The sequence below is a fragment of the Tessaracoccus defluvii genome, from assembly GCF_014489575.1.
Taxonomy (GTDB): domain Bacteria; phylum Actinomycetota; class Actinomycetes; order Propionibacteriales; family Propionibacteriaceae; genus Arachnia; species Arachnia defluvii.
On sequence record NZ_CP060789.1, the window covers coordinates 2,274,956 to 2,299,800 of the forward strand.

The following is a 24,845-nucleotide window of genomic DNA, read 5'->3' on the forward strand; positions in this document are numbered from 1 at the left end:
TCGGCGGACGGGGGTCCGGAGCCCGGTTGACGACCACCCGGCAGCTGTCCGTCAAGACCGTGTGAGTGGCCGGATCCCCGGATTGGGCCACTCACACGGGTCGTCATGTGATCAAGGAGGGGCGTATGCGCGGACATGTGCGGGGAAGGGCACTGATCCTTGCCGTGGCGGCGATGGTTCTGTGGTGCTGGGCCCCCCTGGCCCTTGCCGAAGGCGAGGCGGCGACGCCCAGCACCATCGACGAGCTGCTGGAGATCTACGGTGTCGCGGACCAGCCGGCGGACTTCGTCCTGGCCATCGACACCTCCAGCAGCATGATGGATGAACCCGCGATCTACCCCGAGGTGAAGGATGCCTACGCCGGCTTCCTTGAGGCCGTCAACGACGGCGACTTCCTCAGCCTCATCACCTTCGACACCACCGCGAAGCTGCGGTTCAGCTCCAACCTCACCCAGGACGCCCGCGCCGAGGCGTTGGGCAGCCTCCCCGCCACCGCAGACGGCGGCGGCACCAACACCGGCGCCGCCATCCGGATGGCCATCGACCAGCTCGGCCGCGCCGACGCCAACGACGTGCAGCTCGTGATCTTCCTTACCGACGGACAGCCGAACGTGTCCGCCGACTACGCCGCCATGAAGGAGGCCGCCGACGCTGCCATCCAGGGGCGCCAGGTGCGCGTCCTAGGGGCCAGCCTCGGCACCAGCGAGAAGACGGGGGCCTCGCAGCTGGAGGCTGTCTTCCCGGGGCGGACCCAGGTGGTCGCGCTCCCCAACGACCAGCTGAAGGGCTTCTTCGCAGACGCCATCAAACGCGCCCGGATAGCCCAGCTCTACCAGCCCATCCGGGACGAGATCGGGCAGGGCGCGGTCCAGGTCACCACCTCCGACGTGTCGCTGGACGACCCCCTGCGCGTGGAGTTCACCCTCACCAACGGCTACGGCCCGCTGGGCGCGACGGTCACCGTTGAGGGCGCCCGGGTGGCCACGGCCAGCGGTGAGGAGTTGCCGTCGGTGCTCGTCGACGGCCGCCGCACCATCGTCCTGGCGCCCGGCGAGACCTCGGAGCCCCTGGTGGTCGAGGTGGATTCGGGCGTGCCGGAGGAGCCGATCCGTGCCGGTGAGGTCACGGAGGAGGAGTACTACCGGCTCACCGTCGACGCCTCCGTGCGGGTGGAGCCGGGGGATCTCATCGTCCAGAGCGTCCAGGTGGACACCACCGGCAAGGTCAGCCAGGAGCCACAGACGCGGGCGTCGCGCACGTTCGGCATCGCCTACTGGATGATCGGGGCGGCGCTGGCCGCACTGGTGCTCATGCTGGCGCTTCTGGTGTTCCTCTGGCGCCGGTTCATCGCCACCCCTCCGCTGTGGGGGACCCTGGTGGTCCGGGGAGGTGCCAGCTACGCGCTGCGCGGCACGAGGGTCACCATCCCGAACAAGCAGGCGAAGCCGGCGGGCGCGGGCATGGCCAGCGCCGAGTTCTCCACCCGCCGCGGCAGGTTCCACCGCGGCAAGCCGCAGATCTTCGCCACCACCAACGGCGAGGCCTCCATCACCAGCAACGGGCACCGCGTCAGCCAGTGGCCGCACCGCATGCGCCGGGGCGACGTCGTGAAGCTCGAACGAGCCAAGCTCGAATTCCAGGAAAAGCCGATCCCCACGCAGCAGGAGAAGTGATGAGCCCCATTCCCACCCCCCTGATGGACACCGACGGCGGGATGCGCGTCGCCGGCATCCAGGCCCTCGCCGACGAGATCGGCACACTGAGCACCGGGGTCATCATCGGACTCGGGGGCAGCGGCATCCAGACCATCTCCAGGCTTCGCTCACGCGTGCAGAGCGTCCGCCCCGACGCCATCGCCACGGCCTCGCTCGCGTTCCTGGGGATCGACTCGGTGACCACGGAGCGCCAGGTCCCGCCGCTCCCGCCGGGCGTGGGGCTTGAGCCCTCCGAGTACGTGAACCTCACCGAGAACACCTTCGACGCCCATTCATTCATCCGGCACAACACGCACGACGCCACGCTGTCGTCCTGGTGGGACGACTTCCGCACCGTCCCCCACGGACCCCAGACCGACGGCATGAAGCAGGACCGCATGCTCGGCCGCCTCGCCTTCTACCGCGACGGGTCCACGCTCTCCTCCCGCATCGTGAGCGCCGTCAGCAAGGCGCTGACGCTCAATCGCCACAAGATGCAGCAGGGCTTTGGCGGCGCGGGCACCCCCGCCGGGACCGCCCGGTTCTACATCGTCAACTCCAGTTGCGGTGGCACCGGCAGCTCCGGCCTGCTGGAGGTGCTCTATGCCATCTGGAGCGCCTGCCGATCCAACGCGATGACGCCCGCCATCACCATGTTCACCTACACGCCCGGGGTCTTCGAGCCCGAGATCTCCCGCACCTCGCAGTCGGCGGCCGACGAGCTGTCCAACCTGCGCGCGAACGCCTACGCGTACTTCCGGGAGCTCGATCACTTCGTGGAGAGGACGGGCGAGTTGTCCACCGCCATCGGGCACGCCCACAACCTGGCCGATCCCGAACTGGCCGACGGAGATCTGGTGAGGCAGGTGTTCCTCATCGATTCGCTGGTCCCCGGCGCGGGTTACATCCCGGACATCACGGACACCTACGAGATGACCGCCGAGGCGATGTTCCAGTTCCTCATGACGCCCGCGGGGGACGAGGCGCTCAGGATCAACGCCACCAACTCCCCCGTTCTCGAGGACCGCGACGTGCACCACAAGCGCCGCCTCTACTGCGGCCTGCTCATCGGGTCGGCCACCTATCCGGGCGACACCATCCGATACCACCTCGGGCACCGGTTCTACGAGTACGTGATCCGGCGCACCCTCCTGGAGCAGCCGGTCAACCTCACGGAGGTGGTGGCCCAGTCGGGCTCCCGAACCCGCCTGGTGGATCAGCTGCACGAGCTCACCGACGACCTCACGTCCGTCGAGTTGCCGGAGGGCCTCGACGATGTGCGGCACGTGGCGGAGGGCGCGCCGGAGACCCTCCGCGCCGACCCCGAGGAGGAGATGGTGGCCAACACCGTGGCCACCATCCGGAGCGGCCTGCACTGGGGCATCACGCAGTATTCCCAGGCCCTGCAGCGCAAGCGCAGGGCCATCGCGGACAGGGCTCCCGATCTGGTCATCGAAACCTCCCTCGACGCGGGCAAGGGCGCACCGTTCGTCATCGAGCTGCTGAGCGTGGCCCGGCGGGACCTCGAGCACCGGCTCCGCGAGACCGACGGCGACCTGGAGGCCACCAGGCGCGAGGCCGAGGAGGGGGAGCCGCGGAGCCAATCCGCCTACGCCGAGTTCACCCGGGTGCGGTCCCGCTGGTTCGCCGCCGTCCTCTCGCGGAGCACCGAACAGGCCGCGGAACACCTGGGCCAGATGCTGAAGTCCTGGGTGGGCGACGCCATCACGCGCGAGCGGCTGAAGGCGCGGGCCGAGCTGCTGAGGGACCTCATCGGAACCCTGCGCACGCTCGAGGAGCAGACGATCCGGTCTCAGCGGACGCTGGAGCGGCTCGCCACCCAGGCCTCTTCGCAGTGGCGCCAGGACAACCTGATCGGCAAGGATCGCAACCCCCTGGCGCTGACCGCGCTGGTCCCGGACGACATCCTGCCCCAGGTGGAGGAGTGCCGCCTCAACGTCGACGCCTTCACGAAGGTGCAGGGCGTCCTGGAGGCGGCGGATCTCGACGAGGAGCTGAGCCGGTTGATGCACCGCTGGCGCGGGCGCGCGTCGCTGGCGCTGTTCGGCCTGGGATCACTGCTCGACGACGACCGCAGCGCCAGCCAGCGGACGCTCATGGCGGAGCTCGGCGAACTGGCCGACCTGTACGTCTTCGAGTCCGGCAAGTCCGTGCCGGCCGACCCCACCGCGCCACCGCCCCAGTTCATCGTGCCCCGCAGCCTGGAGGCGGCGGCCGACGCCGTCGACGGCGGCAAGAGCCTCGACAAGGCGCTGATCAGCCTCCAGGGGCTCGCGAAGAAGGTGGCGCTCGCCATCGACGAGGCGAAGCTCGGGGCCGGCGTCAACCCGCCCGCGCCGACCACCACCATCGTCGCCCCCCACGGGTTGCTGCCGAAGGTGACGCGCATGTTCCCCGAGGGGAACGGGCTCCAGGTGGTGGAGGGGGTGGACCAGGAAAAGGTGGTGGCCATCAACATGCGGTGGGGTGCCTCGCTGCACTCCGTCAGCCAGGTGTCGGCGTGGGAGGTGGACTACAGGAGGCGGCTGGCCCGGTTGCCCCACGAGCCCCAGATGAAGCGCTTCCACCTCCACCGCGAGTGGCACAGCCTCGCGGGATACCTCACCGTGTTGGTCCCCGACTACGTCAACTACGAGCTGGCCGCAGACGTCTTCGCCCGGCTGGAACTCGCCTCGCGGCTGTTGGACCGAGACGCCGGGCTCGTGGAGGCGGTGTTCCCCGCCGGGCTCCCCGCTCTCACCGGCTCCCGACCCCTGTGGGTCGAGCGGCACCCGCAGGGGGCCGTCTGGCAGGCGACGGTCTACCGGGCGGACCCCGACCCCACGCGTGGCTGGCACCTCCAGCGGTCCCTGCCGCTGGGCGACAGTCACGACGACGCTCTGGCAGGCGTGGGCAAGGACATGTCCGTGGCCCAGTACGCCCCGGCCTTCACCGACCAACTCGTCGATGCCGCGGGACTCGATGCGGCCATCACGGTCCTCGCGACGATGATCGCCGACCATGACAAGCTGATCGCCACGTACCCGCGGGGCAGCTCGGATGCCGAGGCGATCGGGCGGATCCGGCACTCGGCCAACGAGCTGCTCAGGCGATTCGAGCGCAACCGGATCCAGTTCAGGTAGGCCCCGGCACGATGTCAGACAGCGCCATCCTCATCGGGCACGGCCAGGCGGGACTGGCTGTGGCGCGGCGCGCCGCGGCGCTGGCAGGCCACTCGGACAGGGTGCAGGCGTGCGAGCCCTCGGACTTCCTCGCCACCTTGGAGCGGCGGGCCGGCCAGGTGCCGGGCAACACGGCCATCAGAACTGTGCACGTCGTCCAGACCGACGGCGAGGAGGACATGCGGGCCGCGCTGGCCTTCCTGCCGGAGGTGGCCCGCATCGACACCACCATCGCCGTCCATGTCGATCAGTGGATCATCGCCATGGTGGGCCAGCGGTGGGATGACGCTGAACTGGACATCCTGACCGGTGCCGACCCGGGGCGACCCCCCTACTCCCTGCTGGTGGTCAGCCGCTCCAACGAGGCTCGGGCGCTGCTCCCCCCCGAGGCGGAGTTGGCCATGGCCGGCGATCTGGCGCACGCGCTGACCTCCGGACCCCTGAGGCAGGCGCTGGTCGCGGGCAGGGGAGGGTCCAGGTGGGGGCAGGTGCGGCAGCCGCGTACTACCGTCGCGAGCCCATCCTCGCCGGCATCCTCGCCTTCCATGCCAGGCGCTCCCTGCTGGATCCGATCCTCGAGCCGTGGCCCTCGGAGGGCCGCTACGCGCAGCAGGCCGACGGGTGGCTCGACGCCGTGTCCGGCGGCGTCGAGGCGCTCGGCGCCGAGCTCGCCAGGGGTATCAACGGGCCCAGGCCGCGGGACCTGGTGGCCGTCGATCCCCACACGGGCACGGCCACCCCTCCTGAGCTGTTGGTGGACACCCTGCAAACCTACATCGACCTGACCGTCAACGACCGCCTGGCCCGCGCCACGCGCAGCGTCGACGAGGTGGCGGCCCGCCAGCGCGCCCGGCTCCGGGAGCAGCTGTTCACCTCGACGATGGAGGTTCTCCACGAATCCCAGAACCTCGGGGCCACCACCGAGTTCCTCGAGTACCTCTCCACGGCGCTCGGCCGGGAAGCAGGTGCGGTGTGGGCAGCCTCCAGCGCCGTGGGCCCCGAGTTCGATCCGCCGCCCCTGCTCAAGGAAATCGGGGAAGCCGTCGCCGGTCTCCCCCATGGGCCGTCGGGTGCCACACGGGCCGCGGGCATGGCGGGCATCGGCCTGGGGGTGGGCGTGGTGCTCGGCGGCTTCGTCGCGCCTCTGGTCGCCCTCGGGGTGGGAGCCGCGGCCGCGTTGACCGGGGCAGGTGGGGTGCTCCTGGGCGTCTGGATGAAGCGACGGGCTCTGGACGGCGCCAGGCGACGGCTGCTGGATCAGCTGCAGCAGCACGTCTGGTTCCGGGTGGAGCAGCACATCACCGATCAGCTGTGGGGCCTGCTGGCCTACCTGGTCCGGCTCGTCGGACGCCCCGACGACCTGGAGTCCGGCTGCCTCGGCGGGGTGGCCAAGATGCGGGCCAGCTCGCAGGACTACCTGCAGCACCTCGAGCGGGTCATCGCGGAGCGCTTCCACGAGGAGCTGACTCCCACCGAGTTCAGCATCTTCCTCCCAAGGCCTGAGGACTCACCCACCGAGGCGCTGGCCGCGAGGTACGGGCTGCCGCCCGAGTTCGACGTGACCAGGGCCCTGCTCGCCGGAATCACCGACGGCATGGACCGACCCGGGGGGTTCGTGCCGGAGGAAGCCTTCGCGCGGTTCTACACGGCAGGCGGCGCCAACCCACCCAGCGGGCTCTGGAACAACCTTTCCGAACTGCTCGCCGACTCGCCCGGGGCCTTGGCGGCCGTGGGGGGCTCCTGTCGCAGGGGACCGCCCCCCTCGCCCACCCCCAAGAGGACGTCCCGCAGGACAAGGTCTCCCGGTTCGCGTACCTCAGCCGCAATCTTCCGGAGGACACCGCAGCCTCCCTGCTGGCGTACGCCGATGCGACGGGTTCCTCTCGCGGCGACGACCCGGACGCCATCACCTGGGTGTCGGTGCGCAGGATCCAGGACGTGCGCACCACGGACGCAGGGGGTTCCCGTGACCACGACTGACCCCTCCCCGGCACCCCGGCCGACGGTGGTCCGCCCGACGTGCGGCCACCAGAGGCGCCGTCGCTGCAGAACCCGCTGGCCCCGCTCATCGCTGGGTGCGCGATCGCGCCGCTCTTCCTGGGTTGGCAGTGGGTCACGGAGTACGTGCCGTGGTGGGCACTGTGGGTGGCGGCCGCGGCCGTGTGGGCCTGGGCCTTCGCCTCGACCGCTCGGCTGGATCGCCCCTTGGCCAGCCGCCACCGCGACTGGTTCGAGGCCGCGGCAGACAACACGGGCATGTACGGCTGGTCGGTCTTCGGCGCGCTCGCAGGCCTGGCGATGGTGATCGGCCTGCTGATCATGGGCCGTTGGGAGGGACTGCCCATGCCCGCAGCGCTGACCGCCGGTTTCATCCGACTCCTGGCCCGCGGTCCGGCAGAACGCTCCTCACACCGCCTGGCCGAGATCGACGTGTCCCAGTGGGACGAGCCCGGGGACGAGGACGACCCGGATCTCGAGCCGCGGGACTTCAGCTGGACGGTGCGGGCGTTGAGCCTCACCAACGACCACCAGGCCACGGTGCGCATCAGCAGGTCCGCCTATCAACGCATGCGGCAGCTCAACCCGTTCACGCTGGGCGAGTGCCCCCAGGGGAGACCATCGGACGTTGGGTGACGGAGGGCCATACGGTTGACGTCGACCGCGCGGCCCAGGCCCTCTCGCAGATCTCGGAGGAGCACGGCTACTCGTCCTTCGCGGAGATGTCCAGCGTCCTGGCATTCGCGCAGACAACCAGCTATCAGTCCGACGAGGACACCCGGGGACAACCCGAGTTCTGGCAGTACCCGGTGGAAACGCTGTACGACCGTACGGGCGACTGCGAAGACAGCACCATCCTGACCGCGGCCCTGCTCCGGCGGCTCGGCCACGGTGTGGTGATACTCCTCATGCCCGATCACGCGGCCATCGGCGTGGCCGCGCCACCCGGCATCCAGGGAGACTTCGTGACGTGGAACGGGACCCGCTACTTCTATGCTGAGACAACCGCCGAAGGTTGGCGGATCGGAGACATGCCGGCGCGGTACACGAGCGCCGACGCGGAGGTTGTGCCCATCCCGGCGCGGTCAGCGGAACTCGGAGGAGGGCTGTTCGACGGCGACGGAGACCACGGCGGCAGGTGAGGGGGGTGTAACCAGGATGTGGGAGAGGGGCCTCAGGTGTGCAGGGGGTCTGACAAGGCCGAACACCGCCCAGCGGCGCTCCACTGGCCCCGCCGACCGTCGATGCCCAGAGCAGGTGTGCAAACGGCTCACGTACCCCCTTGTCACGACGGCGTGTCGGAGGGTAGGGTCGGAACCGACTACCGCGAATGCAGCGGATTGAAACGAACCCGACGTCGAGCCCCGCCTCGTTGGCTGTGCTGTCGGAACCGACTACCGCGAATGCAGCGGATTGAAACATGCCCGTTACGGCACAAGGTCGAGAAGGTATCGTCGGAACCGACTACCGCGAATGCAGCGGATTGAAACCAGGATCACAGCGTCAGCGCGGTAGCCCAGCTTGTGGGTCGGAACCGACTACCGCGAATGCAGCGGATTGAAACTGTATATCCGAAATCCACGGGCTCCGATACTTAGTGGTCGGAACCGACTACCGCGAATGCAGCGGATTGAAACGTGACCTGTTGGTCGCCGTCGAGGACCTCGGCGATGATGTCGGAACCGACTACCGCGAATGCAGCGGATTGAAACTGGCCTGAACGGCCTGCTGCGGGGTGATCGTCGGCTGGTCGGAACCGACTACCGCGAATGCAGCGGATTGAAACCAAAGACTCGTACCGCCTCCCCGTAGATTGCAGACAGTCGGAACCGACTACCGCGAATGCAGCGGATTGAAACCGCCAAGCGGCACGCAAGACGACAAAATTGTCGGAACCGACTACCGCGAATGCAGCGGATTGAAACCTACCCCACCGAGACTGACTCACGTCCGCTTGAAGGGTGGTCGGAACCGACTACCGCGAATGCAGCGGATTGAAACTACATCCTCTCGTCGGACAACTTCACCCAGGAGTCGGAACCGACTACCGCGAATGCAGCGGATTGAAACTAGTCCTGCCAAGGCGGTCAGCGTAATGGCGGACGTCGGAACCGACTACCGCGAATGCAGCGGATTGAAACCGAACAGCTCCACCCTCTCCTCCGGCTCAGGGAGTCGGAACCGACTACCGCGAATGCAGCGGATTGAAACAGGCCGGCATCCCGTGGACTGTCATTTGAGCAGCCCGGTCGGAACCGACTACCGCGAATGCAGCGGATTGAAACAAGTGACCAGGTGGTCCAGCGAGCATGCGAGGCCTGTCGGAACCGACTACCGCGAATGCAGCGGATTGAAACCTAGCACGTCGGCAGGAGTGGAGCACTGGGGGTCGGAACCGACTACCGCGAATGCAGCGGATTGAAACCCATCCGACATCGATGAGACTGCAGGTAGTGCTGAAGGTCGGAACCGACTACCGCGAATACAGCGGATTGAAACGCGTCCGGCTTTGCCGTAGGTCAGGTTCAATTCGGACCCGTCGGAACCGACTACCGCGAATGCAGCGGATTGAAACCCCGGCGGGCGTGTAGACGTCGACTCGGATGGACGTGCTGGTCGGAACCGACTACCGCGAATGCAGCGGATTGAAACGGTAGCGGGGGTAACCCTCGACCTCGACGGTCGTCGGAACCGACTACCGCGAATGCAGCGGATTGAAACCAGCGGATACCCTTCAGGATCTGTGCGTTGGCCATGGGTCGGAACCGACTACCGCGAATGCAGCGGATTGAAACGCTTGCGCAGTGCCTCCTCAGCCTGCCGGCCGGTGTCGGAACCGACTACCGCGAATGCAGCGGATTGAAACGAATTCAGCCTGACGGCGGTCGGATGAGAGCTATCGGAACCGACTACCGCGAATGCAGCGGATTGAAACCGGTAGCGCTTGCAGCTCACGCGGGTGTTGACCGCGATGAGGTCGGAACCGACTACCGCGAATGCAGCGGATTGAAACTTGGGCTCGTTGGCGAGGCGGCCGATGAGGGTTCCGGTGGTCGGAACCGACTACCACGAATGCAGCGGATTGAAACGGTCGGGTCTTCTCCAGGAGTGACGCTTAGTCGTCGGAACCGACTACCGCGAATGCAGCGGATTGAAACGATCGGGGCGAAATTGAACAGCCGAAACAGCACAGCTGCGGTCGGAACCGACTACCGCGAAAACGCGGACTGGAACACAACACTCACGTTGTTGCCTTCCATGTCAAAGAACCACGTCGAGAACGAATACTGCGATAACAGCGGGTTGGCGCTCACCGCCAGGCGCCACTTCGAATCGACGCGACAAGTGGGCATCTGTGTCAATGCAGAGAGGGGAGGTGGCCGAAATGGGACTGGAGACATTCAGCTTCGACGCATTGTCTCGCGCCTGGGAGGAGGTGCAGGAGAACGACGCCGAGGACGGTGTCATGAGCGCCGGTGTCGAGCGCTTCGGGCGCGACGCGGAGGATCGACTCAAGGAGCTTCAGGAGTTGCTGGTCACAGGGGCCTATGTCCCCCGCGACCTTGCCGAAGTCCGAATTCCGAAGTCCGGCGGTGAGCGGGTCCTCAACATCCCCGCTGTGCAGGACCGCGTCGTGGAACGCTGCATTCTCGACGCAGTCACTCCCCTCGTCGATCCCCACCTGGGCTCAGCCTCGTACGCCTACCGTCCGGGCCTCGGAGTGGCCGACGCCATCGGCGCCGTCGTGGCGCTGCGTGAGGAGGGCTTGGCGTGGGTCTTGCGCACGGACGTCGACGACTGCTTCCCCAGCATCCGGGTTCCACTGGCCCGGCGTCTCCTGGCCGCAATCGTCGACGACGAGCCGCTCATGGAGATCGTCGACGCCCTCCTCGGGCGCATGACAGTCGTCCCGAAGCGCGGTCGCCGGCCCTTCCCCGGCCTTCCTCAAGGGGCCCCGCTCTCACCCTTGCTCGCCAACCTGGTGCTGGTGAGCCTCGACACGCGGCTCCAGGAAGCAGGGTTCCCCGTAGTGCGCTACGCCGACGACCTCGTCTAGCGGCCGCAGCGCGCGAGGAGGCCTGGGAGGCCGCCCGGATAGCCAGCAGAGCCGCCCACGAGATTGGAGTCACCATGGGCGCGGACAAGACAGACGTGATGTCCTTCGACGAGGGCTTCGCCTTCCTGGGGGAGGACTTCGGGCCAAGGTACCCACCGATGCTGGAGGGGGCCCGCTCGCCCGAGCCCGACAAGAAGCTGCTCTATGTCGCTCGGCAGGGGTGCAGAGTCGCCGTAAGGCGAGGGCGCGTGATCGTCGAGCACGACGAGGCCGAGTTGCTGTCCGTGCCCACCTCACAGGTCGGGCGCCTGGTGTGCTTCGGCTCAGTGGGAATCACCGCCGGATGCCGCACGTGGGCGCTGAGCCAGGACGTCAGCGTGACCCTCGCCTCCCGACGCGGCAACTTCCTCGGCTCCATCGTCAACGACTCGTGGCCCGCCCGAAGCTCCCGCGTCCGCGCCCAGCTCGCCTTCGAGGGCACCGACGCCGAGATCGCGGCGGCGCGCGCCATCGTCGACTCCAAGCTGGGGCACCAGATCACCGTGCTCCGGAGGTTCGGGCGCCGGCAGCACGCCGACGAGGTTGCCGAAGCCGTCCACCAGATCCAGGGGATGCGTCGGATGCTGCCCGAGGCCGCCACCCGCGACGAGGTGATGGGCCTTGAAGGCGCGGCCGCCGCCTCCTACTGGCCCTGCGTGGGGCTCCTGATGCCCGAGGAACTCCGGTTTTCATTCAGATCCCGCCAGCCGCCCGCCGACATCCCCAACGCCGCGTTCTCGTTCCTCTACACGCTCCTCCTCGGCGAGTGCGTCACCGCCATCCACGCCGCCGGTCTCGATGCCGGCATTGGAGTGCTGCACAGCACCGAGGACCGCAGGCCCAGCCTCGCCCTGGACCTCATGGAGGAGTTCCGCCCGCTCGTCGTCGACCAGACCGTCGTGGCCGCCGCCAGGCGTGGGGCCCTCACCGCCGGCCACGGCCAAGCGCCCCCAGGCAAGAGCGGGGTCTGGTTGACGGCCGCCGGTCGGGAGGCGGTCATCGACGCCTACGAGACCCGCATGCTACAGACCACCAAGGGGGCGCTGGCCGGGTTCGCCGGCTCCTGGCGGCGGCACGTGTACCGGCAGGCCCAGCGTCTCCGGCGCACCATCGAGTATCGGGAACCCTGGACGGGGCTGTCATGGCGGTAACCCACGTGGCGGCGTACGACGTGTCCGAGGATCAGCGGCGAGCTCGGCTGGCCGCGCTCCTGCAGGCGTACGGGGACCGCATCCAGAAGTCGGTGTTCCTCATCAGCGCAGACGCCGAGGCCCTGGCCGCGATCGCGGCGAAGGGTGCGGGGATCATCGACGAGCAGACGGACTCCTTGTGGATCATGCGCCAGTGCGCGTCCTGTTGGGACGTGGTCGAGCAGGTGGGGCAGGCGTCGCCGCCGTCCCTGACGAGATACTGGGCCGTCATGTAGCTTCGCCGAGGCCCTGTGGACCACGGCGCGTGCCCGGACCAGCGGTACCGGCGGCAGCGTCCCACCTTTCCCTGTCCGTCAGGTTCAGGCAGAGAGATATCCACCCCGGCACCGGGGGTCTCGGAGGGGATAGCCATGGACTCATCATCGATCTTCGTGTCCTACCGCCACGGAAGCGACGGGGACCGTCTCGTGTCCCGCGTGGCCGCGCTCCTTCGATGTAGCGGCCTCCGGCCGTGGATCGACCATGTGGACACGGGAGCCGGCGCGATCGACCAGCGAATCCTGGACGGACTTGAGCGGGCCGCGGGTGGCGTGCTGATCGTCACGGATGATCTCGTGAACAGCAACTACATCCGGGACAAGGAACTTCCTCGGATGATCCAGAGGGTGGCCGAACAGCGGTTGCCCATGATGGTGGTCAACAACTACCGCGATCCCGCCACCGGCGAGATCGACGTCCGCAAGCCCGACGAAATCGTCCAGAGCGCTACCGACATCCCCCTCGTTGACATCACCCAAGCCGACGTCGATTCGGTGGAGGGTCAGGGCCGATTCGTGTACGGCTTCCTCCGCCGGCATGCCGAGCACTGGGTGGAGGAGAAGATGACGCATCTCACCCTGTTCATCCAGACCGGTCCCGGCGACGCAGTGCCGCAGTCCGACCTGGAGATGTCCTTCGAAGAGTCCGACGAGAACATCCCCGCCGACGAATACCGCCGTGCGCTGGCAGTGGGGTTGCCGGAGCTCGCCCGCGCATGTCAGCGGGCCCAGATCACCTCCCTTGCCGTCGCTGGGGGCGCTCGCCTGTCCGTCGCCGTGACACTTGGCGCGATGTTCCCCCGCCAAGGCAAGATCGACCGTCTCACCATCAACGAAGACTGGGGCAACCCCGAGAAGCCCGACCCTGAGGTGCACGGCATCGAGCAGACAGAGCTCCCCCACGCCGATGACGACGGCGACAGCGTCGCCGTCTTCATCAAGCTCAAGAAGACGGGCGACAGCGCCTCGGGCAACGACCACGCCTTCACCCGGCTTGCCGCCCAGTTGCGTCCCCGGCGATGTGTTCGCCTTGACCTCACCGGCGACGGCTTCATCGATCCCGGTGAGGGATCCCGGCTGGGCGCTCAGATCGGACGGATCATCACGTCGATCACGGACGAGGCCGACACTCCCCGGGTACACCTCTGCTTCATCGGGCCGTTCACCATGGGAGTGCTGATCGGACGCGAACTCAACAGGCTGCACACCACGGTCTACGAGTACCTGGATGACACCAGCACCTACCTTCCACTGTTCCGGCTGCGGCCAAGTGCGCGGCGGCAGCCCATCACGGCCATCAGCCACCGCCAGGACACGTTCGACGAGTTGCACAACCTCACCCCGCACGCCGTGACCCTGCTGTCCGGCGACGGCGAGACGATCGCCTCCTGGCCGGCGGCCGAACGCTGGGCGCGCTTGGCCGAACACGCCGACGAACAGTCCGTGCACGTCGGGTCCACGGCGATCCCCTCCGCGCAGGTCCGCTACGGGGGGCCGGTCGATCTTCCGCCGGTGCGGGAGGGCGTCGGACTCATCGTCCCCCGGGTGCTGGCCGAGAAGGTGCGCCGCCCCGACCTGCTCTTCCCCGGTGGCGAGGTGCGCGACGAGTCCGGCGCCATCGTCGGCTGCCGACGCCTGGACAGCTACAAGGGTCAGGAGTAATGGCATGAGATGCCTTGCCTTCGTTACAGCAACCGACGACCCGGATGCCGTTGAGGTCCGGCCTCTGACCGCCCTCCCGATGGCGGTCGGGGGATTCGACGAGGTGGTGGAGCCCGGACCCGAGGTGGCCGTCGTGGATGCAGGGTGGCTCGAGGGCCACGAGCTGCCCGGCTACTTCGATCTGGACCTGGTCGACGACATCGTGGATGACCTGAGACGTCTGGACGTGACTCCGGCGCAGTTTCGCCGTCGCGGTGCGACGGGGCTGCTGGTGGGAAACGCCGTCGTCTCCTTCACCGGGCCCGAGATGGCGGGTGGGCAGCCAACAGGCAGTTGGAGGGATCGTCTCCTCAACCGGGGTCCCACGCTCAAGGAAGCCGCTGCTCCGGGCGGCAGGCTCTTGATCTGGGATGGAACCCCCTCCTTCCGGCAGTGGATCGACGAGTGCCAGCGCCGGGACAGGGAGCGCGAGGAGTGTACGCTCAAGCACGCGGAGCAGGCCGCCGAACGCGCGCGCATCCAGGCGGAAGAGGCGCTCCAGAACAACATCGACGACGGGGCTCACTTCGTCAATCCATACACCTTCGTGCCCCTTCCCCTGCAGGTCCTCCGATCGAGGCCGGCCGGTCACGAACGCGCCGCAGAAGGCAACCTCACCGGCTACATTGACGCGTCCTTCCACCTGAAGACGCCGATGATGCTGGACAACGACTTCGAGCCCCCCGGCGACGGCAATCCCCAGCAGGTAGTGGTCCGCGTGCCGGGATCGAGCATCCGGGGCGCTGTCCGGTCGCTCTACGAGGTGATGACCGACAGTTGCCTCTCCGTCATCGATGCGGATTACCTGCCGGTTCATCGGGCCCCACTCCGCGTCGATCCCAAGGCCCGCCTCGCCGTCGTCACTAAGTGCGCAACGGACGGATCCCCCACCCACGTGCGCCCTACCTCCAGGATCGTCTGGATTCCGGCCCTCTGGCTCCACGCGCACTTCCCCATCCACCCGGAGAACCTGCGCTCCGGGCAACTCATCACCTTCGACGAGGCCAAAGTCTCTGCCCAGAAATACGGCACGGGTGTCTACAGGGATGAGTTGACCTCATCGGGGCGGAGCACGATCAAACTCGCCGTCGGAGCAGCACAGGCCGGGCAATGGGTGGTTCATGTCGCGGATGCCGGTGCCAAGGGCAGACACCCCGCCAGCAGGATCTTCGTCGCCGTCGGGAAACTCGAGGCTCACGACATCCCCCTCGCTGACGGCGCCTGGGACGACTATCGGGCACGCTGTCTGGGCTCACAGGACGTCGAACGAGGGCAACTGGCGAACGTTGCACCGGCATGGACGGCCCCCGAGTGGCAAGGCGTGGTAGTCAACCACGCCCACCAGCCCAAGAGAGGACCCAAACAGCATCACGTCATCGGAAGCCGCCGCAAGAGCGACGGCGCCCTGGCGGAGGGCGACTCCATCTGGATCATCCCGACGAGCCAGGGCGGAATGCGGAGCGCCAGCGGCCTCAGCATGTCGGCCGCCTGGCGGATCTGGGGCAAGGGCTCGGTGCGCGACCGACTGCCAGACAAATCGCTTCTCCCGTGCACAGACCCGGAGAACCTGTGCCCCGCCTGCGCCGTCTTCGGGTTCGTTGAGCAGCGCTCCGGGAAGGCGGCTCGCGACAGGGCTCGGGAGCAGAACGCGTACGCCTCCCACGTGCGTTTCTCGGCTTTCTTTGAGACCGACAAACCTGTCGGCGTCCAGCAGATCCATCCGCCGCCGTTGCGCTCGCCACGCCCCAGCGCGGGCAACTTCTACCTGGCGCATCCAGACGCCACGCCACCACTGCGGGAGAGCGGCGTCGCCAAACTGGGGCATTCCTCGGCCCATTGGGGGGCCAACGACAACCCGCTGCGGAAGATCGCGGGGCGGAAGTTCTATTGGCACGGCCAGCAGGACTGGGACACCGATCCCACCCCTCGGCAGAAGCGACGGGACACGCCGCAGAACAAGGACGCGAAGCGCTGGCTGATGGAGGAGGGCTCCGAGTTGCGAGGCCGGGTGTACTTCGAGAACATCACCCGCACTCAGTTGGCTTTCCTGCTCATGGCCGTCGATCCCGGGCGGCTCCAAGGGCTCGACGGCGCCCCGGACGCCATCGGCGAGCTCCAAACCCACCTGGGAGGGGGCAAGCCGCTGGGGTTCGGGAGCGCCACCGCCACCGTCACGGTGGTCGCGGAGGACGCCGCGGGGCGGTGCCTCAGCACTACCACTCCGCTGGATGCCGACGAGTTGATGGCGATGCAGGCGCCAGTGCCCCCCGATGCCCACTGGCTGCCGGGCCTGGCCAAGGCGCTGAGTAGCCAGGCGGTCTCCGCCAACCGGATCTGGTACCCCACCCTGGGCAACTTCAACCGAAGGGCCACCACCGCGCAGCAGCGGGAGTTTGACGAGAGCCACAAATACTACGCCGCCTTCTCCGGGGCGAACAAGCCCCGGCAAGTCGAGCCACTCGCCCGGATGCGCACCCTGCCGAACATCGACGAGGCCAGCCAGTTCATGTCCAACGAGCACCCCGGGGAGCAGTGATGTTCTACGCATCTGTCGGCGTCAAACAGATCCAGGCCCACCTGGCTCGTTCCCGGCATCTCTGGGGCGCCGGGGAGCCTCCGACATGCTCTTCTACCTCACTGACATCTCCGGCGTCGCCGACGACATCCCCGTCGCCACGCGCGGCCTCAGGACCGTCCGCGAGATCCTCGAGGAGCACCCCGGCGTTGTCATCAACATCGACTCGGTCGACACCGACGGTGTGGTCCAGCTGCAAGGCCCGGGCCGCTCAGCCGTGGAGGCCGCGGCGCGCGCCATCGCCCACAACCTGAAGCTCCACCTCCCCGCGGCCTCCGTCGAGACGAGTATCCGCGAGGCCGCATCGTCTGTTGCCGTCCTTCGCGCCGAGAGGGAGGGGGAACCGGCCAGCACCACTGCGTATCCCCGACGGTGATCGAGTTCCCGCTGGCGCACCACTGCGACGAATGCTCCTCGGCCATGGCCTCGCGTGAGGTCAGAGTCCGCGAGCAGTTGCTTCGCCTCTGCGGCGACTGCGCCGCCCGGAACGAGGGGCCGAGAAACGAGACCCTGAGGAGTTCCGCGACGGTGCCCACCTCCGGGTTCATGGTCGAGCAGCGGATGCTGCGCAGCCTCCAGCTGACTCAGGTGCAGGACTTCAAGCAGTTGGCCGGGCTCGGTCAGCTGCCAGCAGAGGAGGCGCGCCGCACCACAACCAACAACCACATCGCGACAGTCTTCGCCGATGGCAACGGGCTCGGCGGGCTCTTCGGCCACCTGCGGGACGAGGCCATCCGGGACGGCAGCACACGCCATCTGCTCGAGGTGTCCAAGCGGATCAAGCAGGCCACTGAGAACGGCCTGCGGGCGGCCATCGAAACCTCACGCATCGCTGAGCGCGATGGCAAAGTCATGGCGGCGATTCCGCACATTCTCGGCGGCGACGACGTGCTGGTGAGCGTCCCCGCCACACGGGTGTGGACGTTCCTCATCACATTCATGACCACGATGCAGCAACTGCTGGGCGAAGACCCATACGAGGAGGCCCGATCCATCAGCTTCTCGGCCGGAGTGGTGATCTGCCATCAGGCGTTCCCCATCGGAGATCAGGTGGAGTTGGCCGAGCGGCTCCTCCGCCAGGCCAAGTGGGTCGAGCAGGGGCAGGAGTGGACGTTCGCCTGGCAGGACGTGACCAACGAGGGCAGCCAGCCGCTAGAGCGCGTCGTCAGGCTCGACGAGTGGCCACGCCACGAGGCGCTCATGGAAGCCGCCCGCCACATCGGCGGGGAGAAAGGCGGAAACACCGCCCGCGCCACCCTCAGGGCCGAGTTGCGCCTCCCCGACATCGGGGCCCGCACCCTTCGTCTCCGGCATCTCGCCGATCGGATGGAGGGGGCCGAGGACCTGTTCAACCTCGCCTTCGGACAAGAGTGGAGAGACGAACCCGTGACCGACGCCCACACCCGCGACCTCCTCGGGGCGCTCAGCATCATGAGGTGGCTGCCATGAGCACCGTCATCACCGTGACGATCACCGTCAACTCCGGCTTCCGGATCTCCACCGGCCAGGCCGTCGAGGCAGCGGACGCCGCGCTCGACCACGACAATCCGCTCCCCGGACGCTCCCTCAAGGGAGACCTCCGGGCCTCAGCACGCCAACTGCTGCCCGGAACTCGGCTCCCCAGCGGCCAATGGGACGACGACCCACTCGTCAAGGAGGTCTTCGGCGAGCGCGGCGGAGACGGGTGCCCCTGGCATTTCGGCGATGCCGTCCTCGACGAGGTCCACTACCGGCCCCGCACGAGGATCGCCCTCGACTCCCAGCGGAGGGTGGTTCCCGGGGCCATGCTCGTGGGTGAGGAGGCCCACACCGCGCAGGCCACCCAGACCATCACACAGATCGCCCCCCTCGACGCCGAGCGGCTGAAGCTTCATGCCGCCCTGCTCCACGTCAGCGCCCGGCTCATCGACGGAGTGGGCCACGGACGCCGCCGGGGCCTCGGGTGGGTCACGATCACCACCGACGCACCTCGGATTGACGACTCCGTGGAACTCGTCATGGACTACACAGCCAGCCGGAAGAAGGCCTGACATGACCACCTGGCTGAAAGTGACAGCCACCTGCCTCCAGGACATCACCATCGGCACCGGGGCCACCCGGGCCTTCATGAGCCCCACCATGGACCACGTCCCCGGCAGCACCGTTCGCGGAGCCCTGGCGAGAGCCTGGCGGTTCAAGCATGGCGACGGCCATCCCCGATTCCGCGATGTGTTCGACGGGACTGTCCGGTTCGGTCCGCTGCGGGCGATTGGGAGCGACGTCGCCAACCAGTCCGTGTGGGGATGCAAGTACCACTCGGACCACGGTGAGCCCGAGTACCTCGACGCAGCGTTCGCCTGCCCACACTGCGGGCGCGAAGGAACCGTCGACCCCTGCCCAGGCTGCGGGGTGTCACCGCGGGTGGCCCCCTCGATGTGCGGACGGCCGGGCGAGCGGCTGAAGGGCACCATCATGTTCGGCGCGCAGAGCACCAAGCTGGTCACCTCGACAGCCATCGACCCCGAGCGCATGACCGCGCTCGAGTCGAGCCTCTTCGCCCGGGAGGTGTTCCCGCGAGGCACCGTCTTCGACGGCCACATCGTCGGCGACCCCACCCTCACGGCTCTACTGAAGGACTTCGAGAGGATCGCCCTCGGCGGGCGAAAGTCCGTCCTCGGCGCAGTCCAGCTAGCCGTGGAAGAGGTGCCCGCGCCCCTCCCCGCACAGCCCACCGGACCCGTCGTGCTGCGCACCGTCTCGCCCACCATCCTCGTCGACCACACAGGCGCGCCCAGCGTCGACCTTCCCGCCGCCTTCCCTGTCGGGGTGGTCGCGGACATCTGGGGCGGGCGGCTGGCCGCCGATGGAACGAGCGGTTGGCACGCGGCCTCCCGGCTCCCGAAGCCAGGCGACGTGGCACTCGCGCCAGGCGCCGTCATCGCGCTGTCCGGCATCGATGGGCATGACCTGCGAAGGCTCCTCGACGAGGGCATCGGCCTGCGCCGGCCCGAGGGCTTCGGCTGGCTGGAGATCGTCGAGGGCGCCTGGAAGCCCCCGGCGAAGCCCGCGGTCCAAGAAGTCCAGATCGATGCCGTGGTCGTCCACCGATTCGGACCTCTGACGCGCCCTGAGCGGAAGTGGCTTGCGGGCTGGTTGCGCGTGCCACGCGAGTGGGACGACTCACACTACTTCGCGGCCTTGTGGGAGACCGCGACCGGCAAGAACCTCAACCCCCGCAAGCGAGAGATGGTGCGGGAACTCCTTGAGGCCACGCTGCCTGGCGACCGAACTGCGCTGGCCAGCGAACTGGAGAGGGTTTGACATGCACGTCACCTACCTGAGAGTGGACCTCAAGCCCACATCACCGTTCCGGATCGGCTCCCTGACCGGTGCGAGGAACGCGCTGGCCGTGGAGACGGACATCGACGGCCGCCCCGTCGTCCCCGCCTCGGGACTTGCCGGCAGCTTCCGCGCCCACATCGGCGAGGTCGCGGCGGCTCTGCACATGGGCCGGGTTGAAGCCGGCGCCGACGGCGCAGAGTTCTTCGCCTCGAACTTGTGGTTCCTGGGGACCGCGCTCGACGGCTTGGCCGAGAAGAGGTCGCGCACGGCCACGGCCATCGATCGGAGGCGTCGGGCCGCGCGCAATACCAGCTCCCACACGGTGGAGGAGGTCTACGATGCCTCCCTGATCAAGCTCTACCTCCGCTACGAGGGGCGGGCCGACGACATCCTGGGACTGCTCGCCTCCTGGCCGGTTCTGATCGGCGGAGGAGTCAGCAGCGGCCTCGGTCAGGCGCGGGTCACGGGTATCCGGCATCGGACCCTCGACATGACCGACCCTGGGGACGTCCTCGCCCGCGCCTCACTCTCCGGGGCGGGACCCGAGGCGATGGATTCGTTGCTCGACGGCGCGGCCAACTACCTCGATGACCCGCACGAAGGGGACACCTCTGCAGGCGAGTTCCCCATCGAGATCGACGCCGCCTGCCACATTCACGGCCTCAACATCCCCGTGGCCAACAGGGGTGATGGGTCCCGGCCGGAGCACTACTGGTTCCGCGGCACCAGCTGGAAGGGCCTGCTCCGCAGCCGCGTCGAGTACATCGGCCGAAGCCTGGGCCTCGAGATCTGCGGGGTAGACGGGAAGACCTGGGACGGGTGCGGCCGCTGCACGGTGTGCGAGGTCTTCGGATCGTCGGTGACCGGCGTCGGACGGTGGAGCTTCTCGTTCACGAAGCTCACGGACGAAGCCGCCCAGCGAGACCGCACGCGGGTCTCCATCGACCGGTTCACCGGCGGCGCCGCGGACGCACGGCTGTTCCCGGAGCGGACCCTCAGCGACGACAACGCCAGATTCACCGTCCGCCGTCTGGCCACAGACGAACTGGAACCCCGGCACGCGTGGGTGGCCAAGGCCCTGCTCCTGGCGCTGCTGGACCTTCACGAGGGCTACACGGGCATCGGCGGCAGGAGCGCTACGGGTCTGGGCACGGTGACCTTCAACACGATCATCCTCGGGGCCGACTTCGCAGACCAGCAGTTCTCGTCAGTTGCTGAGACCGGCCTCCCCGCGGTTCCCCGGATCACGCCGGAGGATCTGGAAGCGGCCCGCCGAGACAAGGAGACCAACAATGGCTGAGCAGCCCCCCGAGCCTGAGAACCGACACCTGCTGGGATGGGGTGAGGTGCAGTGGGAACGGCTCGCCACCGCTGCCGCAGGTCTCACCTGCGCGTGGGCCGACTACGACGGGTTTCACATCGGACACTGCCCACCCACCGCCCCTCCGTACAGCCACATCTGGGGATGGTCTCGCGACGGGTCGGTTTTGATGCGAGGGCGGATCAACGGGACCAACGTCACCGTCGGGTGGCTTCATGCGGACAGTGACGCCGATGGGGAGCCCGTGGCCTGCGTGGCCCGGCCCCTGATTCCATGGGAGGAGGGGCATCAACGGATCAATCCCCGCCTCGCTGAATCGACGTCCATGCCTTCCTCGATGATGGCCGTCGACGTCCTGGATGGTATGCCGAGCACGTTCATTGGGGCCTGGTGATGCCGTCACGATTCTGGGTGCCACTGCACGTCGCCGCGATGCCCGAGCAGCATCACATCCATGCCGCGTTCTCCGGCTGGTTCGATCGGGACGGAGACGAGCCCGCAGTCGTCTCCCATGACTCCGTCATGAAGCCCTACACGCTCAGTCCCCCGTCGGTGCAGGAACACAGCGTCGGCGTGGAGGTCACTACCCTCACCGACGAGGCCGAGGCGCGCCTGTGGACCATGGCAGCAGCCACGTCGAGCATCCGGCTGGGGTCGGAGCGAATCCGGGTTGGCCAACCGCAGCGGACGCTGACAGCCACCTGGGGGGGCCTCAGGGCCGCCACGCCGGCCCGGGAGTGGACCGTGGAGTTCCTGACGCCGACAGCGTTCCGATCGGGAAAGAACCCGCACCTGCTCCCCACAGCAGGACTGATCCTCCGATCAGCGCAACTGGCGTGGAACAGGTACAGCCCTGGCCCGCCAATACCGCTGGATCGCGCGATCCTCGACGCGGTCATGCCCGTAGACCTGGAGCTGACCACCGGCACGATCCAGATCGGGGCCCGGATCCAGCGGGGCTGCCTCGGGTGGGTCACGTATCGATGCGCGGACCGCGTTGTGTCAGCCCACGTCGCTCCGCTCTTCGGTCTCCTCCCCTACAGTGGAGTCGGATCCCACCGGATCAAGGGTCTCGGGCAGGTTGTGGTGTCGGCCTCGGAGCCTGCTGCCGCGTCTCGCCAAGCCGCGGCCCAGTGAACCGGCGCCGCAGGAGGGGGTGCTGGAACTGTGTCCAGATGCGCCTCAGGTGTGCAGGCACCTGACAAGGCCAAATGCCCACTTCCGGCGCGATGCGGCCCAAAGCCTCACCTCCCGGCACCCCTGGTGTGCGAACACGATCCAAGAGCCCTTGTCACGACGGCGTGCCGGAGGGTAGGGTCGGAAACGACTACCGCGACAACAGCGGATTGAAACTCATCCGTGATCTCAGCCGTAGCAGTGGCGGTGGGTCGGAAACGACTACCGCGACAACAGCGGATTGAAACGCAGGGCCACTCGACGCCGTACTCGCCGTACTCTCCGGTCGGAAACGACTACCGCGACAACAGCGGATTGAAACCTGGACCCTCGATGGGGTCGGGGGTGGGCTCCTCGTCGGAAACGACTACCGCGACAACAGCGGATTGAAACTCGTCGAGAAGGTTGGCCACCCTGATGGCCTCCCGTCGGAAACGACTACCGCGACAACAGCGGATTGAAACTGAAGTAGTTCACCCCCACCTCCTCGAACGTGGCGGTCGGAAACGACTACCGCGACAACAGCGGATTGAAACGAAACCACTTGGCCACCAAGTTTTAAGGGATGGGGTCGGAAACGACTACCGCGACAACAGCGGATTGAAACAGCCGCACCGGCGAGTGCCTCGTAGATCTGCGCGCCGTGTCGGAAAACGACTACCGCGAGAACAGCGTGAGTATTTGACGCTGTGGGAGCCGGTGGTTCGTGCGGTCCAGCGCCGGGGTTGGTGCGGGTGAGCGCCGGTGGTGACGTGGCTGGGAGCCACCACCGGCGCTGACCCTGCGGGGTTAGGTCTGCGCGGCGGTGTGCTCGCGCATGTTGTAGGTGCCGGTCTCGATCCAGAGTGTGTTGTGGACGATGCGGTCCATGATGGCGTCGGCGTGGACGCCGGCGCCGAGGCGCTGGTGCCAGTCCTTCTGCTGATACTGGGTGCAGAATACGGTTGAGGTTTCGCCATAGCGGCGTTCCATCAGTTCCAGCAGCATCCCTCGCATCGATTCGGTGGGACGATCCAGAAGCCATTCATCGATCACCAGCAGCGTGAAGGCAGCGTACTTGCGGAGGAACTTCCCGGCTCCACCGGTCTGTTCCTGGGCCGCGGTCCAGGCCTCCTCGAGGTCGGGCATCCGCATGTAATGGGCCCGGATCCGGTGTTCGCAGGCCCGTTTCGCCAGCGCGCATCCCAGATACGACTTCCCGGATCCGGTGAAGCCTTGGAACACGACGTTCTGCTGGCGGGTAACGAACTGGCAGGAGCCCAGATGGGACAGCAGGCTGCGGTCCAGCCCTCGTTCCTCAAGCAGGTCGATCCGGCGCAGGTCAGCGTTCGGGTAACGCAAACCGGCGCGTCGGATCAGGCCGGTGACCTTGGAGTGGGTGAACGACGAGTAGGCCTCATCGACAGCCATCCGGAGCCTGTCCTCGAACGCCAACCCGGCCGAGACCACTGGGTCTTGGGTGTCGATCGCAGTCAGCAGGTCGGTGGCGTTCATCTCCCGCAGCTTGCGTTTGGTCTCGATGTCCAGCAGCGAGGCGCTCATCGGGTCCCTCCGGCGTAGTAGTCGCTGCCGCGGACATAGCCGCCAACCTCGTCGGCGGTCTCGACGCTCTGACCGGTCTTGTCCTGCCCGGTGTCCAGGATCGGTCTCAGATGGGCGTAGCGGATGTTGCGCACCGGTCCCCGCAGCGCCAACTGGCAAGCTGCCTCCACCCGGGCCGGGGAGAATCGTCTGGTCAGGCGCAGGATCGCCAACGCAGGGTCATGGGCCTGTTCGTCGACCTGGACCGACTCGAAGACCCGGTCGGTCACCGTCTTGGTGGCTGGCCCCACCCTGGCCGCCCAGGCGTCGATGCGTGGCCTGTCCCACGGTTGCCAACCCCGACCCTCGGGCAAGTCAGCATCGTTGGTGCGGTACTTGTTCGAGGTGTTTGAGGGCAGCAGCAAGTGACTGGCCAGGCGTTCATCGCCGCGGTAAATCTCGATCATGGACTGCGTGATCCGCAGGTCGACCTTCGCCCCAATATGGGCGAACGGGACCGAGTAGTAGTTCTTCGACCAGACGACATGGCCGTTGCGGCCCACCTTGCGGCCATAGACCCACTGGCTGATCTCGAACGGCGCCGCCGGCAACGTCCCGAGCAGCGGCCGTTCCTCGGATGCGAAGACGCTGCGGCGGGACCCTTCCCGCTTCTGGAACGGTGTGGTGTTGTAGGCATCCACGCGTTCCCGGATCCGGGCCTGCAACCCGGACAAGGTGGTGAACGTCTCGCTCCGCAGCCCCGCGATCACCCACGTCGCCACGTGCGCGACG

20 protein-coding genes and 2 CRISPR repeat arrays are annotated in these 24,845 nt (G+C 67.6%); of the genes, 17 read left to right on the plus strand and 3 right to left on the minus strand.

Annotated elements, in window-relative coordinates; translation table 11 throughout:
• The first annotated feature begins 125 nt into the window (after nucleotides 1-125).
• Complete coding sequence (locus tag H9L22_RS10930; RefSeq protein WP_187719950.1) at nucleotides 126-1,673, plus strand: vWA domain-containing protein; 1,548 nt, start codon at nucleotides 126-128, stop codon at nucleotides 1,671-1,673.
• Nucleotides 1,673-4,837: a tubulin-like doman-containing protein gene (locus H9L22_RS10935; RefSeq protein ID WP_187719951.1), complete on the plus strand. Its 3,165-nt coding sequence runs from the start codon at nucleotides 1,673-1,675 to the stop codon at nucleotides 4,835-4,837. The genes H9L22_RS10930 and H9L22_RS10935 overlap by 1 nt, the downstream gene beginning before the upstream one ends.
• Here the strand turns inward: H9L22_RS10935 and H9L22_RS10940 are convergent.
• The gene (locus H9L22_RS10940; RefSeq protein WP_187719952.1) at nucleotides 4,830-5,096 is read right to left on the minus strand and encodes a hypothetical protein; all 267 of its coding nucleotides are present in this window, start codon (nucleotides 5,094-5,096) and stop codon (nucleotides 4,830-4,832) included. The two genes, H9L22_RS10935 and H9L22_RS10940, sit on opposite strands and share 8 nt — an antisense overlap.
• Before the next feature lie 258 nt (nucleotides 5,097-5,354).
• Between H9L22_RS10940 and H9L22_RS10945 the strand changes: the two genes are divergently transcribed.
• The 15 genes from H9L22_RS10945 (at nucleotide 5,355) to cas6 (ending at nucleotide 22,493) form a co-directional block, all read left to right on the plus strand.
• Complete coding sequence (locus tag H9L22_RS10945; RefSeq protein WP_187719953.1) at nucleotides 5,355-7,181, plus strand: hypothetical protein; 1,827 nt, start codon at nucleotides 5,355-5,357, stop codon at nucleotides 7,179-7,181.
• Complete coding sequence (locus H9L22_RS10950; RefSeq protein WP_187719954.1) at nucleotides 7,133-7,510, plus strand: hypothetical protein; 378 nt, start codon at nucleotides 7,133-7,135, stop codon at nucleotides 7,508-7,510. Before H9L22_RS10945 ends, H9L22_RS10950 begins: the two co-directional genes overlap by 49 nt.
• Nucleotides 7,507-8,016 carry a hypothetical protein gene (locus H9L22_RS10955; RefSeq protein WP_187719955.1) on the plus strand — a complete coding sequence of 170 codons (510 nt, stop codon included), beginning with the start codon at nucleotides 7,507-7,509 and terminating at the stop codon, nucleotides 8,014-8,016. Before H9L22_RS10950 ends, H9L22_RS10955 begins: the two co-directional genes overlap by 4 nt.
• A gap of 168 nt (nucleotides 8,017-8,184) precedes the next feature.
• Nucleotides 8,185-10,032: direct repeats of the CRISPR family, unit length 37 nt; unit sequence GTCGGAACCGACTACCGCGAATGCAGCGGATTGAAAC.
• A 227-nt stretch (nucleotides 10,033-10,259) separates the two neighbouring features.
• On the plus strand, nucleotides 10,260-10,931 hold the full coding sequence (locus tag H9L22_RS10960) for a reverse transcriptase domain-containing protein (RefSeq protein WP_187719956.1): 672 nt from the start codon (nucleotides 10,260-10,262) through the stop codon (nucleotides 10,929-10,931).
• Between the two features lie 74 nt (nucleotides 10,932-11,005).
• Nucleotides 11,006-12,121, plus strand: a complete 1,116-nt coding sequence (cas1, locus tag H9L22_RS10965; protein ID WP_187719957.1) for a CRISPR-associated endonuclease Cas1 — start codon at nucleotides 11,006-11,008, stop codon at nucleotides 12,119-12,121.
• Nucleotides 12,112-12,396, plus strand: a complete 285-nt coding sequence (gene cas2 / locus H9L22_RS10970) for a CRISPR-associated endonuclease Cas2 (protein ID WP_187719958.1) — start codon at nucleotides 12,112-12,114, stop codon at nucleotides 12,394-12,396. Before cas1 ends, cas2 begins: the two co-directional genes overlap by 10 nt.
• Before the next feature lie 135 nt (nucleotides 12,397-12,531).
• Nucleotides 12,532-14,100 (plus strand): SAVED domain-containing protein, encoded by a 1,569-nt coding sequence (locus tag H9L22_RS10975; protein ID WP_187719959.1) that lies wholly within the window; start codon nucleotides 12,532-12,534, stop codon nucleotides 14,098-14,100.
• Between the two features lie 79 nt (nucleotides 14,101-14,179).
• On the plus strand, nucleotides 14,180-16,675 hold the full coding sequence (locus H9L22_RS10980; protein ID WP_187719960.1) for a TIGR03986 family type III CRISPR-associated RAMP protein: 2,496 nt from the start codon (nucleotides 14,180-14,182) through the stop codon (nucleotides 16,673-16,675).
• A gap of 85 nt (nucleotides 16,676-16,760) precedes the next feature.
• Nucleotides 16,761-17,090 carry a hypothetical protein gene (locus H9L22_RS10985; RefSeq protein WP_187719961.1) on the plus strand — a complete coding sequence of 110 codons (330 nt, stop codon included), beginning with the start codon at nucleotides 16,761-16,763 and terminating at the stop codon, nucleotides 17,088-17,090.
• Nucleotides 17,087-18,163, plus strand: a complete 1,077-nt coding sequence (locus H9L22_RS10990) for a Cas10/Cmr2 second palm domain-containing protein (RefSeq protein ID WP_187719962.1) — start codon at nucleotides 17,087-17,089, stop codon at nucleotides 18,161-18,163. Before H9L22_RS10985 ends, H9L22_RS10990 begins: the two co-directional genes overlap by 4 nt.
• On the plus strand, nucleotides 18,160-18,744 hold the full coding sequence (locus H9L22_RS10995) for an RAMP superfamily CRISPR-associated protein (protein WP_187719963.1): 585 nt from the start codon (nucleotides 18,160-18,162) through the stop codon (nucleotides 18,742-18,744). The genes H9L22_RS10990 and H9L22_RS10995 overlap by 4 nt, the downstream gene beginning before the upstream one ends.
• Nucleotide 18,745: 1 nt before the next feature.
• Nucleotides 18,746-20,014: a hypothetical protein gene (locus tag H9L22_RS11000; protein ID WP_187719964.1), complete on the plus strand. Its 1,269-nt coding sequence runs from the start codon at nucleotides 18,746-18,748 to the stop codon at nucleotides 20,012-20,014.
• 1 nt (nucleotide 20,015) lies between these two features.
• Complete coding sequence (locus H9L22_RS11005; protein WP_187719965.1) at nucleotides 20,016-21,335, plus strand: RAMP superfamily CRISPR-associated protein; 1,320 nt, start codon at nucleotides 20,016-20,018, stop codon at nucleotides 21,333-21,335.
• Nucleotides 21,328-21,750: a hypothetical protein gene (locus H9L22_RS11010; RefSeq protein WP_187719966.1), complete on the plus strand. Its 423-nt coding sequence runs from the start codon at nucleotides 21,328-21,330 to the stop codon at nucleotides 21,748-21,750. Before H9L22_RS11005 ends, H9L22_RS11010 begins: the two co-directional genes overlap by 8 nt.
• A 17-nt stretch (nucleotides 21,751-21,767) precedes the next feature.
• Nucleotides 21,768-22,493 carry a CRISPR system precrRNA processing endoribonuclease RAMP protein Cas6 gene (gene cas6 / locus H9L22_RS11015; protein ID WP_187719967.1) on the plus strand — a complete coding sequence of 242 codons (726 nt, stop codon included), beginning with the start codon at nucleotides 21,768-21,770 and terminating at the stop codon, nucleotides 22,491-22,493.
• A gap of 179 nt (nucleotides 22,494-22,672) precedes the next feature.
• Nucleotides 22,673-23,139: a CRISPR direct-repeat array (repeat unit 37 nt; unit sequence GTCGGAAACGACTACCGCGACAACAGCGGATTGAAAC).
• A 182-nt stretch (nucleotides 23,140-23,321) separates the two neighbouring features.
• Here cas6 and H9L22_RS11020 read toward each other — a convergent pair.
• Nucleotides 23,322-24,074 carry an ATP-binding protein gene (locus H9L22_RS11020; RefSeq protein WP_187719968.1) on the minus strand — a complete coding sequence of 251 codons (753 nt, stop codon included), beginning with the start codon at nucleotides 24,072-24,074 and terminating at the stop codon, nucleotides 23,322-23,324.
• Nucleotides 24,071-24,835 carry a Mu transposase domain-containing protein gene (locus H9L22_RS11025; RefSeq protein WP_187719969.1) on the minus strand — a complete coding sequence of 255 codons (765 nt, stop codon included), beginning with the start codon at nucleotides 24,833-24,835 and terminating at the stop codon, nucleotides 24,071-24,073. Before H9L22_RS11025 ends, H9L22_RS11020 begins: the two co-directional genes overlap by 4 nt.
• Between the last annotated feature and the right edge of the window lie 10 nt (nucleotides 24,836-24,845).

What these genes read in the sequence shown, in the direction of transcription:
- H9L22_RS10930 (WP_187719950.1), top strand. Translation starts at nt 126, where the DNA reads ATGCGCGGACATGTGCGGGGAAGGGCACTGATCCTTGCCGTGGCGGCG.
- H9L22_RS10935 (WP_187719951.1), top strand. Translation starts at nt 1,673, where the DNA reads ATGAGCCCCATTCCCACCCCCCTGATGGACACCGACGGCGGGATGCGC.
- H9L22_RS10940 (WP_187719952.1), bottom strand. Translation starts at nt 5,096, where the DNA reads ATGCGGGCCACCTCCGGCAGGAAGGCCAGCGCGGCCCGCATGTCCTCC.
- H9L22_RS10950 (WP_187719954.1), top strand. Translation starts at nt 7,133, where the DNA reads ATGTACGGCTGGTCGGTCTTCGGCGCGCTCGCAGGCCTGGCGATGGTG.
- H9L22_RS10960 (WP_187719956.1), top strand. Translation starts at nt 10,260, where the DNA reads ATGGGACTGGAGACATTCAGCTTCGACGCATTGTCTCGCGCCTGGGAG.
- cas1 (WP_187719957.1), top strand. Translation starts at nt 11,006, where the DNA reads ATGGGCGCGGACAAGACAGACGTGATGTCCTTCGACGAGGGCTTCGCC.
- cas2 (WP_187719958.1), top strand. Translation starts at nt 12,112, where the DNA reads ATGGCGGTAACCCACGTGGCGGCGTACGACGTGTCCGAGGATCAGCGG.
- H9L22_RS10975 (WP_187719959.1), top strand. Translation starts at nt 12,532, where the DNA reads ATGGACTCATCATCGATCTTCGTGTCCTACCGCCACGGAAGCGACGGG.
- H9L22_RS10980 (WP_187719960.1), top strand. Translation starts at nt 14,180, where the DNA reads ATGGCGGTCGGGGGATTCGACGAGGTGGTGGAGCCCGGACCCGAGGTG.
- H9L22_RS10985 (WP_187719961.1), top strand. Translation starts at nt 16,761, where the DNA reads ATGCTCTTCTACCTCACTGACATCTCCGGCGTCGCCGACGACATCCCC.
- H9L22_RS10995 (WP_187719963.1), top strand. Translation starts at nt 18,160, where the DNA reads ATGAGCACCGTCATCACCGTGACGATCACCGTCAACTCCGGCTTCCGG.
- H9L22_RS11000 (WP_187719964.1), top strand. Translation starts at nt 18,746, where the DNA reads ATGACCACCTGGCTGAAAGTGACAGCCACCTGCCTCCAGGACATCACC.
- H9L22_RS11005 (WP_187719965.1), top strand. Translation starts at nt 20,016, where the DNA reads ATGCACGTCACCTACCTGAGAGTGGACCTCAAGCCCACATCACCGTTC.
- H9L22_RS11010 (WP_187719966.1), top strand. Translation starts at nt 21,328, where the DNA reads ATGGCTGAGCAGCCCCCCGAGCCTGAGAACCGACACCTGCTGGGATGG.
- H9L22_RS11020 (WP_187719968.1), bottom strand. Translation starts at nt 24,074, where the DNA reads ATGAGCGCCTCGCTGCTGGACATCGAGACCAAACGCAAGCTGCGGGAG.